Origin of the sequence: Klebsiella sp. D-Nf1 (genome assembly GCF_002810515.1) — a bacterium.
Lineage (GTDB): Bacteria > Pseudomonadota > Gammaproteobacteria > Enterobacterales > Enterobacteriaceae > Klebsiella > Klebsiella variicola.
On record NZ_PIOK01000007.1, the window covers coordinates 34,736 to 46,363 of the forward strand.

Here is an 11,628-nt window from a genome sequence, read left to right on the forward strand (position 1 = left end):
CAAGGCGCTACCGGGGACGTCCTAAAAGTCGACCGGCGCGCGAAAGGTCATCGCGTTGCCGTAGGCAGGGTGGGTGATGGTGAGCGTCTCGGCGTGCAGCAGCAGACGCGGGGCCATCGCCAGCGCCTCCGGCGTGGCGTAAAAGCGGTCGCCGAGAATCGGATGCCCCAGCGCCAGCATATGCACGCGCAGCTGGTGCGAACGTCCGGTAATCGGCTTCAGGCGTACGCGGGCGGTATTATCCTCCGCGTACTCCAGCACCTCATACTCGGTTTGCGCCGCTTTGCCGGTTTCGTAGCACACCTTCTGCTTTGGCCGGTTCGGCCAGTCGCAAATCAGCGGTAAATCCACCAGACCTTCCGCCGGCTGCGGATGTCCCCAGACGCGGGCGATGTACTGCTTTTTTGGTTCGCGCTCGCGGAACTGGCGTTTCAGTTCACGCTCCGCGGCCTTATTCAGCGCCACCACAATCACACCGCTGGTGGCCATATCAAGGCGATGCACCGATTCGGCCTGCGGGAAGTCGCGCTGAATGCGCGTCATCACGCTGTCTTTATGCTCATCAAGACGACCGGGTACGGACAACAAGCCGCTTGGCTTGTTGACCACCATGATGTGCTCATCCTGATACAGGATCACCAGCCAGGGATCCTGCGGCGGATTGTAATTTTCCATCGCCATTTCGCGTTCCGTTACTGGTGGGTGACGACGATCAGACGCAGCGCGTCCAGACGCCACCCGGCCTGTCCCAGCGCCTCCAGCACCTGCTGACGGTTGCTTTCGATCGCCGCCAGTTCGTCGTCACGGATGTTCGGGTTCACTGCCTTCAGCGCTTCCAGGCGCGACAGTTCCGCTGTCAGTTTATCATCGGCTTCGCGACGCGCCGCGTCGATCAGCATCTGCGCCGCTTTGGCGATCTGCGCTTCGCCCTGCTGCAGAATCGCGTGAACGTCCTGCTGCACCGCGTTGACCAGTTTGCTGCCGGTGTGGCGGTTAACCGCGCTCAGCTGGCGGTTGAAGCTTTCAAACTCCACCTGGCCGGCGAGGTTGTTGCCGTTTTTATCCAGCAACATGCGGACCGGCGTCGCTGGCAGGAAGCGGTTAAGCTGCAGCTGTTTCGGCGCCTGCGCTTCGACCACGTAGATCAGCTCCAGCAGCAAGGTGCCGACCGGCAGCGCCTTATTCTTCAGTAGCGAAATGGTGCTGCTGCCGGTATCGCCGGAAAGGATCAGATCCAGACCGTTGCGGATTAGCGGGTGTTCCCAGGTGATGAACTGCGCATCTTCACGCGACAGCGCCACGTCACGCTCGAAGGTGATGGTGCAACCGTCTTCCGGCAGGCCCGGGAAGTCCGGGACCAGCATATGGTCGGAAGGGGTCAGGACGATCAGGTTTTCACCGCGGTCGTCCTGGTTGATGCCGACGATATCGAACAGGTTCATCGAGAAGGCGATCAGACTGGTGTCGTCATCCTGCTCTTCGATGCTCTCCGCCAGCGCCTGCGCTTTCTCGCCGCCGTTGGAGTGGATCTCCAGCAGACGGTCGCGGCCCTGCTCCAGCTGCGCTTTCAGGGCGTCATGCTGCTGGCGGCAGGATTTGATCAGATCGTCAAAGCCGTCGGTGGATTCTGGCGCCGCAAGATAGTTGATCAGTTCATCATGGACGCTGTCGTAGACGGTGCGGCCGGTCGGGCAGGTATGTTCGAAGGCGTCGAGCCCTTCGTGATACCAGCGCACCAGCACCGACTGCGCGGTCTTTTCCAGGTATGGAACGTGGATCTGGATATCGTGCGCCTGGCCGATACGGTCGAGACGGCCGATACGCTGCTCCAGCAGATCCGGGTTAAACGGCAGATCGAACATCACCAGGTTGCTGGCGAACTGGAAGTTACGTCCTTCGGAGCCGATTTCGGAGCACAGCAGCACCTGGGCGCCGGTGTCTTCTTCGGCAAACCACGCCGCGGCGCGGTCGCGTTCAATAATCGACATCCCTTCATGGAATACGGCGGCGCGGATGCCTTCGCGCTCGCGCAGCACCTGCTCCAGCTGTAGCGCGGTGGCGGCTTTGGCGCAAATCACCAGTACCTTCTGCGAGCGATGGCTGGTCAGGTAGCCCATCAGCCACTCGACACGCGGGTCGAAGTTCCACCAGGTACCGGTATCGCCTTCAAATTCCTGATAGATCTGCTCCGGATAGAGCATGTCGCGCGCGCGCTCTTCCGCGGTTTTGCGGGCGCCCATAATACCGGAGACTTTGATGGCCGTCTGGTACTGGGTCGGCAGCGGCAGACGAATGGTGTGCAGCTCGCGTTTCGGGAAGCCTTTGACGCCGTTACGGGTGTTACGGAACAGCACGCGGCTGGTGCCGTGGCGGTCCATCAGCATCGAGACCAGCTCCTGCCGTGCAGCCTGAGCGTCTTCGCGATCGCTGTTAGCAGCCTGCAGCAGTGGTTCGATATCCTGCTCGCCGATCAGATCGCCAAGGGTATTGAGTTCGTTATCGCTTAGCGTGTTGCCTGCCAGCAGCAGGGCGACGGCGTCGGCGACCGGGCGGTAGTTTTGCTGTTCTTCAACAAACTGCTCGAAATCGTGGAAGCGGTTTGGATCCAGCAGACGCAGACGCGCAAAGTGGCTCTCCATACCCAGCTGTTCCGGCGTCGCGGTCAGCAGCAGAATGCCCGGCACGCGTTCGGCCAGCTGTTCGATCGCCTGATATTCACGGCTCGGCGCCTCTTCGCTCCACACCAGATGGTGCGCTTCATCGACCACCATCAAGTCCCACTCGGCGTCGCACAGGTGCTCCAGACGCTGCTTACTGCGGCGCACGAAGTCTAAAGAGCAGATCACCAGCTGTTCGGTTTCAAACGGGTTGTAGGCATCGTGCTGCGCTTCGGCATAGCGCTCGTCGTCGAACAGTGAGAAGCGCAGGTTGAAGCGGCGCAGCATTTCCACCAGCCACTGGTGCTGGAGGGTTTCCGGGACCACGATCAGCACGCGCTCGGCGGCGCCGGAGAGCAGCTGCTGATGCAGGATCATCCCGGCTTCAATGGTTTTACCTAAGCCCACTTCATCAGCCAGCAGGACGCGCGGCGCGTGACGACGGCCCACGTCGTGGGCGATATTCAGCTGATGCGGGATCAGGCTGGTGCGCTGGCCGCGCAGGCCGCTCCACGGCATGCGGTACTGTTCGCTCTGGAACTTACGCGCGCGGTAGCGCAGGGCAAAGCGGTCCATACGGTCAATTTGACCGGCAAACAGGCGGTCCTGCGGCTTGCTGAACACCAGTTTGCTGTCGAGTAGCACTTCACGCAGAGTCACGTTAGCTTCCTCGGTGTCCAGCCGGGTACCGGTGTAGGACAGCAGCCCGTTCTCTTCATTCACTTCGTCAACGTGGAGCTGCCAGCCTTCGTGGCTGGTGATGGTGTCTCCCGGGTTAAACATCACGCGGGTGATCGGGGAATCGTTGCGAGAATACAGACGGTTTTCGCCGATGGCGGGGAAAAGGAGAGTGACCATGCGCGCATCCAGCGCTACCACCGTTCCTAATCCTAGTTCGCTCTCTGTGTCGCTAATCCAGCGTTGACCAAGTGTAAAAGGCATATGTGTTCGGCTCTTTGTTCTTTAATTGCAGGCAATAGTTGATCATCTCCATGAATAATCGGAGATGCGTCAAAATTGGGGCCAGGAATGGAAAGGGCGCTATATTACTGGATGGAGGAACGTTCGTCACCTCCTCCGCACCCTTCATTTTTCGGCTTTTGTGCCTGTGGAAGGGGTGAGAAAAAATCAAAATAGTCCCAGCTGCCCTGTCACTATTGTAGCAAAGTCATCGTTGACGAAGGGCAGGATCCCTTCCGCCACTGGCTGCAACTGCTTTGTTAAATAGTGATCATAATCGAGCGGCGACAGCTGGTAATCCACCGGCTCCGGGCCGCTGGTGGTCCAGACGTATTTAATGGTGCCGCGCTGCTGATACTGCTGCGCACGTCCCCGCTTCAGGTTGTGCTCATCGGCAAGCCTGGCCGCGCGTACGTGCGGCGGTACGTTGCGTTGATACTCGGCCAGCGGTCGGCGCAGGCGCTTGCGGTAAATCAGCTGTTCGTCGAGCTCGCCGTTCATCAGCCTGGCGATAGTCTCCCGCACATAGTCCTGATACGGCTGGTTGCGGAAGATGCGCAGGTATAACTCCTGTTGGAACTGCTGGGCCAGCGGCGTCCAGTCGGTACGCACCGTCTCCAGACCCTTAAACACCATGCGCTGGTCATCGCCCTCCTGAATCATCCCGGCATAGCGCTTCTTGCTGCCGGTATCGGCGCCGCGGATCGTCGGCATTAAAAAGCGGCAGAAGTGGGTTTCATACTCCAGCTCCAGGGTGCTGGTTAGCTGGCTTTTGCCAAGCTCCTGCGCCCACCAGGTATTGACGTCGCTGACCAGCTCGCGGCCGATTTCTGCGGCCTGCGCTTCGCTGTGCGGGTGTTTCAGCCAGACGAAGGTGGAGTCGGTATCGCCGTAGATAACGTCATAGCCTTTGGCTTCAATTAACGCTTTGGTCTGGCGCATGATCGCGTGGCCGCGCATGGTAATCGACGAGGCGAGACGCGGGTCGAAGAAGCGGCAGGCGCTGGTGCCCAGCACGCCGTAGAAGGCGTTCATGATGATCTTCAGCGCCTGGGAGAGCGGCTTATTATGCTGGCGTTTCGCTTCATCGCGGCCGTGCCAGATCTGCCCGACGATCCCCGGCAGGCAGTGCTTGTCGCGCGAGAAGCGGGCGCCGAGAAAGCCCTCGGTACTGTGCTGGTCATCGGGTTGCGCCAGGCCTTCCACCAGGCCGACCGGATCGATTAAAAAAGTGCGAATAATCGACGGATACAGGCTTTTATAGTCCAGCACCAGTACCGAGTCATACAGGCCAGGGCGGGAGTCCATCACGTAGCCTCCGGGGCTGGCCTGCGGCGGTACGTCGCCAAGATTCGGCGCCACGTAGCCCAGGCGGTGCATGCGCGGGAAATAGAGATGGCTGAAGGCGGCGACCGAACCGCCGTGGCGATCGGCGGGCAGGCCGTTAACCGTCGCCCGTTCGAGCAAAAACGGCATGATCTCGGTTTTGTGAAAGATCCGCGTGACCAGCTCGCAATCCTGCAGGTTATAGGTTGCCAGCGCCGGTTTATCTTCATGAAAACGGCGATCGATTTCGTCCATGCGATCCCACGGATTGTCGATGGCTTTGCCTTCGCCCAGCAGCTCGCGAGCCACGGCCTCGAGTGAAAAGGAGGAGAAACTCCAGAACGCCGATTTTAGCGCGTCGATGCCGTCGATAATCAGCCGCCCGCAGGCCTGGGCGAAAAAGACGCCGTTCTTAAAACCGTGCTCGCGCCACTCCAGCTCACTGTTGCCGCGGCCAAGACGCAGGGGGATGCGGTAGCGCTCGGCGTGCTTTTGCAGGACGCGGAGATCGAACTGCACCACGTTCCAGCCGATCAGCACGTCGGGGTCGTGTTCGGCAAACCAGGCGTTGAGCTTTTCCAGCAGCAGGGGGCGGCTGGCGATGTAGACCAGCTCGAAGTCGACGTCTGGCGGCGTTTCCGGTTCGGGGCCCAGCATGTAGACCACCCGCTGGCCGCAGCCTTCCAGCCCGATGCAGTACAGCTCGCCGTGGCGGCTGGTTTCGATATCCAGCGACACCCATCTCAGCGGCGGGCGATAGTCAGGGTTCGGTTTCATGCGCGCGTTGACCAGCTGCGAGCCGCGCGTTTCGCCTTCCACCCACACCGGGGCGGTAATAAAGCGCTCCATCAGGTAGCGCTCCGGCGGGCGGATATCACCCTCGTAGACGGTGACGCCGCTGTCGCGGAGCATCTTCTCCAGACGCATCAATTGACGATGGGCGCGGCAGTAGAGGCCGACAACCGGTTGCCGATGGAAATCTTTCAGGGCCAGCGGCGCGAAGCGGAAGCCTTTCTCCCCCTGCAGCAGCCGTTCAGCCTGCGCCCGCTGCGCTTCGGGGATAAAGGCAACGGACTCTTGCGGCGGGAGTGTGACCTGCAGCGGGCCGTCGTCGGTGGCCAGCCAGAAGGAGAGCTCGGTGCCCTGCGGGGTGTCCCGCCAGTGACGGGTGAGTAAAAAACCTGCTCGTGGCTGGGTCACGGGTATTCTCGCCGATAAAAAACCAGGCCTGATTATAGCCTGGTTTCTCAATAGGTGCTGGGGTTTTATACAGGTATGCGGCGCTAAGGTGGCCCCGGATTGCGGCTTGCGCCTTATCCGGGCTACCAGATGGTGGCGAGCAGGGTGATTATTGGCCGTAGTAGGCTTTGGCCCCGTGCTTACGCAGATAGTGCTTATCGAGCAGCGTCTGCTGCATATCCGGCAGCTGCGGCGCCAGCTGGCGGCAGAAGATGCCCATATAGGCGATCTCTTCCAGCACGATGGCGTTATGCACCGCGTCTTCGGCATTCTTACCCCACGCAAACGGGCCGTGGGAATGCACCAGCACGCCGGGCATCTGCGCCGGGTCGATTTCCTGCTGACGGAAGGTTTCGACAATCACGTTGCCGGTTTCCCACTCATATTCACCGTTGATCTCCGCATCAGTCATCAACCGGGTGCAGGGGACCGGGCCATAGAAATAGTCAGCGTGGGTGGTACCGGTCGCTGGAATGGATTGCCCGGCCTGCGCCCAGATGGTGGCGTGGCGCGAATGGGTATGCACAATACCACCCAGCGTCGGGAAGGCCTGATACAGCAGGCGATGAGTTGGGGTATCCGACGAGGGCTTCTTGTTGCCTTCCACCACCTCGCCAGTCTCCAGACTGACCACCACTATATCGTCGGCGGTCATCACGCGGTAATCCACGCCGGAGGGTTTGATAACCAGAACGCCCTGGTCGCGGTCGACGGCGCTGACGTTGCCCCAGGTTAAGGTCACCAGATTATGCTGCGGCAGCGCTAAGTTGGCTTCCAGAACCTGGCGTTTAAGATCTTCTAACATAATGTGCTCCGAATAGCAGGCGAGTCGGGTATCCCTCACCCCGACCCTCTCCTGGCGGGAGAGGGAGAAAGGCGGCATGGCGCCCTGTCGGTACCCTCTCCCCAACGGGGAGAGGGAAAGGGTGAGGGGACGGCCTCTTAGCGTTTTGAACCGTAATACACTTCATTCCAGCGCAGCGCGTCCTTGAAGGACGGCAGACGGGTATCGTTGTCGATGACCGTCAGCTCGATATTGTGCAGCTCGGCGAACTGGCGCATATCGTCGAGGTTCAGCGCATGGCTGAAGACGGTATGGTGCGCGCCACCGGCGATGATCCAGGCTTCCGAAGCGGTACGCAGATCCGGCTGTGCTTTCCACAGGGCGTTGGCCACCGGCAGCTTCGGCAGATCGTGCGGCGTCGGGACGGTTTCAATGGTGTTGACCAGCAGACGGAAGCGATCTCCCAGATCGATCAGGCTGGCGACAATCGCCGGGCCGGTCTGGGTATTGAAGATCAGGCGCGCCGGATCCGCTTTACCGCCGATACCCAGCGGCTGGACGTCGAGGATCGGTTTCTCGGCGGTAGCGATCGTCGGGCACACTTCCAGCATATGCGAGCCGAGCACCAGATCGTTGCCGTTGTCGAAGTGGTAGGTGTAATCCTCCATAAAGGAGGTGCCGCCCTGCAGACCGGTTGACATCACCTTCATGATGCGAAGCAGAGCGGCGGTTTTCCAGTCGCCTTCGCCGGCAAAGCCGTAGCCCTGCTGCATCAGGCGCTGCACGGCGAGACCCGGAAGCTGTTTCAGGCCGTGGAGATCTTCAAAGGTGGTGGTAAAGGCGTGGAAACCACCCTGCTCGAGGAAGCGTTTCATCCCCAGCTCAATGCGCGCGGCGTCCAGCACGTTCTGGCGCTTGTCGCCGTGAACCTGCGCCGCCGGGGTTAGACGGTAGCTGCTTTCATATTCATCGACCAGCGCGCTGATATCGCCGTCGCTGATGCTGTTGACCACCTGCACCAGATCGCCGACCGCCCAGGTGTTCACTGAGAAGCCAAACTTGATCTGCGCCGCGACTTTATCGCCGTCGGTCACCGCCACTTCGCGCATGTTATCGCCGAAACGGCAGACTTTAAGATGGCGGGTATCCTGTTTGGAGACCGCCTGGCGCATCCAGCCGCCGATGCGCTGGTGGGCTTCTTTATCCTGCCAGTGGCCGGTGACCACGCTGTGTTGCTGGCGCATACGGGCGCCGATGAAACCGAACTCGCGGCCGCCGTGCGCGGTCTGGTTCAGGTTCATAAAGTCCATATCGATGCTGTCCCACGGCAGCGCGGCATTGTATTGCGTATGGAACTGCAGCAGCGGCTTGTTGAGGATGGTCAGGCCGTTGATCCACATTTTTGCCGGCGAGAAGGTATGCAACCAGACCACTAACCCGGCGCATTTGTCATCGTAGTTGGCGTCGCGGCAGATATGGGTGATCTCGTCCGGGGTGGTGCCCAGCGGCTTAAGGACCAGTTTGCACGGCAGTTTGGCTTCCGCATTCAGGCTGTTCACCACATGTTCGGCATGCTTCGTCACCTGGCGCAGGGCTTCCGGGCCGTACAGATGTTGGCTGCCAATAACGAACCATACTTCATAGTTATCAAAAATCGTCATTTTCGTATCCTTAATGGGTGAGCGCTGCCTGAGATTGCGGGGCTTTTTCCGTCTTTGCAGCCGAAGGGAGATAGTGTTGTTCAGCGCTGACCGACCACTGCTGGTAGCGCTGATAGAGTTGTTCGAAACGTTGTGCCTGCGCCGGGCGCGGCTGCAGAGTGGTTTCCACCTGGCTTGCCATTCGCTGCTGGGCGGCTGGAATATCGTCGTAGACGCCGGCGGCGACGGCGGCGAAGATAGCCGCCCCCAGCGCACAGCACTGATCGGAGGCGACAATCTGCAGCGGGCGGTTCAGCACGTCGCAGCAGGCCTGCATGATGACCTGGTTTTTCCGCGCGATACCGCCGAGGGCCATGACGTTGTTAACCGGGATCCCCTGCTCGGTGAAGCACTCCATAATGGCGCGTGCGCCAAAGGCGGTAGCGGCGATCAGGCCGCCGAACAGCGCCGGCGCGTCGGTCGCCAGGTTAAGATCGGTGATCACCCCTTTCAGACGCTGGTTGGCATTCGGCGTGCGGCGGCCGTTGAACCAGTCGAGCACCACCGGCAGGTGATCGAGGGATGGATTATTGGCCCAGGCTTCGGTGAGCGCCGGCAGTAACTGTTTTTGGCTGGCTTTGATTTGCTCGCGCAACGCCGGCTGCTGCTGAGCCAGTTGTTCCAGCGGCCAGCCGAGAATGCGGCCAAACCAGGCGTAAATATCGCCGAAGGCGGACTGGCCTGCCTCCATGCCGATAAAGTGCGGAACCACGCTGCCGTCAACCTGCCCGCAGATGCCTTTTACCGTGCGCTCGCCGACGCTCTCTTTATCGGCAATCAGAATGTCGCAGGTGGAGGTGCCGATGACTTTCACCAGCGCGTTAGGTTGTGCCCCGGCGCCAACGGCGCCCATATGGCAATCGAAGGCGCCGCCGGAGATGGCCACAGTCTGCGACAGACCCAGACGCTCGGCCCACTCTGCGCTCAGCGTGCCGACCGGCACATCGGCCGTCCAGGTATCGGTGAACAGCGGCCATGCCAGATGCTGGTTAATGATGGGATCAAGCTCATCGAAGAAGCTGGCCGGCGGCAGACCGCCCCAGCTTTCGTGCCACAGCGATTTATGTCCGGCGCTGCAGCGGCCGCGGCGCAGATCCTGCGGGCGCGTGGTGCCGGAGAGCAGGGCAGGCACCCAGTCGCAAAGTTCTACCCACGAGGCGGCTGCCTGGGCGACGGCGCTATCTTCGCGGGTGACGTGAAGGATTTTGGCCCAGAACCATTCGCTGGAGTAGATACCGCCGATATAGCGCGAGTAATCCTCTTTACCTGGCTGGTGGCACAGGCGGGTGATCGCCTCGGCTTCCTCGACCGCCGTGTGATCCTTCCACAGGACAAACATGGCGTTAGGGTTGTCAGCGAATTCTTCGCGCAGCGCCAGCACGTTGCCCTCGGCATCAACGGGAGCCGGGGTTGAGCCGGTGCTGTCGACGCCAATGCCCACGACGTCGGCGCGCTGTTCGGCGCTCAGCGAAGCGAGCACGCTTTTCAGGGCCGCTTCCATGGACTCGATATAATCTCGCGGGTGGTGGCGGAACCGGTTGTTAGCCCCATCGCAATACTGTCCTTCCCGCCAGCGCGGATACCACTCCACGCTTGCCGCCAGCTCTGCGCCGGACGCGCATTCCACCGCCAGGGCGCGGACTGAGTCACTACCAAAGTCGAGGCCAATCGCAATTGCCATCTTGTTACTCCATGCAGAAATCATTCATGCAGCAACAGTAGATACCCCCGGCAAAATCCGTCAGGCCGGATTCGCTAATCTTATGGATTATTTTGCTGTCACCTCGCAAAGTGTGACGCCGTGCAAATATTCGATGTGGACTTTCCTGCCGTATTTATAGACACTTTTGTTACCCGGCATATCACGGTGGAATGCACGCTGCTGGCGCTTTTTTCGCTTACTGTGCGGCTTTTTAGCGAAATTCCCACCGCTGTCGCAGTCGCGACAGGGCCGAGAGCGATAAAATGATGAATATGGACAATTGGTGTCACTAATACCTTCGGGGAGAACCACGCGTATGGCCGAAACGCAAAACGATCCGCTGCTGCCGGGCTACTCTTTTAACGCTCATCTGGTCACCGGCCTCACGCCGATTGAGGCGCAGGGATACCTGGATTTCTTTATCGACCGCCCGCTGGGCATGAAAGGCTATATTCTCAACCTGACGATCCGCGGCGAGGGTGTTATCAACAACCACGGCGAGCAGTTCGTCTGCCGGCCGGGCGATATGCTGCTGTTCCCGCCAGGGGAAATCCATCACTACGGCCGCCATCCCGACGCCAGCGAGTGGTATCACCAGTGGGTCTACTTCCGGCCACGCGCCTACTGGCACGAGTGGCTCAACTGGCCGACGATCTTCGCCCAGACCGGCTTTTTCCGTCCGGATGAACAGTGGCAGGCGCGCTTTGGCGAACTGTTCGGCCAGATCGTCGATGCCGGGCAGGGGGCGGGGCGCTATTCCGAACTGCTGGCGATAAATCTGCTGGAACAGCTGCTGCTGCGGCGCATGGAGGCGATCAACGAATCGCTGCATCCGCCGCTGGATAACCGGGTGCGCGACGCCTGCCAGTACATCAGCGACCATCTGGCGGACAGCCATTTTGATATTGCCAGCGTCGCCCAGCACGTCTGCCTGTCGCCCTCGCGTCTGTCGCACCTGTTCCGCCAGCAGTTGGGGATCAGCGTGCTCGGCTGGCGGGAAGATCAGCGCATCAGCCAGGCCAAACTGCTGCTGAGCACGACACGGATGCCGATCGCCACCGTCGGGCGCAACGTTGGCTTTGAAGATCAGCTCTATTTTTCGCGCGTATTTAAAAAATGCACCGGCGCCAGCCCGAGCGAATTCCGTGCAGGATGTGAATAAAAAGTAAAGAAAGTGAAATGATGACCCGCTTAAATATCACAGCCAGTAAACTATTAAGACAATTGGTGGCTTGACGAGGGCGCGATGGCTCCGGAGAA

7 protein-coding genes are annotated in these 11,628 nt (G+C 60.3%); 1 reads left to right on the forward strand and 6 read right to left on the reverse strand.

The window, feature by feature from the left end; translation table 11 throughout:
• Positions 1-21: 21 nt before the first annotated feature.
• From rluA to araB, 6 genes are all read right to left on the reverse strand, one after another.
• Entirely contained in the window at positions 22-681 is a 660-nt protein-coding gene (rluA, locus tag CWM54_RS22655) for a bifunctional tRNA pseudouridine(32) synthase/23S rRNA pseudouridine(746) synthase RluA (RefSeq protein ID WP_100698565.1), read from the reverse strand.
• 11 nt (positions 682-692) lie between these two features.
• On the reverse strand, positions 693-3,599 hold the full coding sequence (rapA, locus tag CWM54_RS22660; RefSeq protein ID WP_100698567.1) for an RNA polymerase-associated protein RapA: 2,907 nt from the start codon (positions 3,597-3,599) through the stop codon (positions 693-695).
• A gap of 186 nt (positions 3,600-3,785) precedes the next feature.
• Positions 3,786-6,143, reverse strand: a complete 2,358-nt coding sequence (gene polB / locus CWM54_RS22670; protein WP_100698569.1) for a DNA polymerase II — start codon at positions 6,141-6,143, stop codon at positions 3,786-3,788.
• A 148-nt stretch (positions 6,144-6,291) separates the two neighbouring features.
• Complete coding sequence (araD, locus tag CWM54_RS22675; RefSeq protein WP_100698571.1) at positions 6,292-6,987, reverse strand: L-ribulose-5-phosphate 4-epimerase; 696 nt, start codon at positions 6,985-6,987, stop codon at positions 6,292-6,294.
• A 137-nt stretch (positions 6,988-7,124) separates the two neighbouring features.
• On the reverse strand, positions 7,125-8,627 hold the full coding sequence (gene araA / locus CWM54_RS22680) for an L-arabinose isomerase (protein ID WP_074386880.1): 1,503 nt from the start codon (positions 8,625-8,627) through the stop codon (positions 7,125-7,127).
• 10 nt (positions 8,628-8,637) lie between these two features.
• A complete protein-coding gene (gene araB / locus CWM54_RS22685) occupies positions 8,638-10,347 on the reverse strand; it encodes a ribulokinase (protein WP_100698573.1) in 1,710 nt (569 codons plus the stop codon).
• 337 nt (positions 10,348-10,684) lie between these two features.
• Here araB and araC point away from each other — a divergent pair, with 337 nt between their 5' ends.
• Positions 10,685-11,530 carry an arabinose operon transcriptional regulator AraC gene (araC, locus tag CWM54_RS22690; RefSeq protein ID WP_004204301.1) on the forward strand — a complete coding sequence of 282 codons (846 nt, stop codon included), beginning with the start codon at positions 10,685-10,687 and terminating at the stop codon, positions 11,528-11,530.
• The last annotated feature ends 98 nt before the right edge of the window (positions 11,531-11,628 follow it).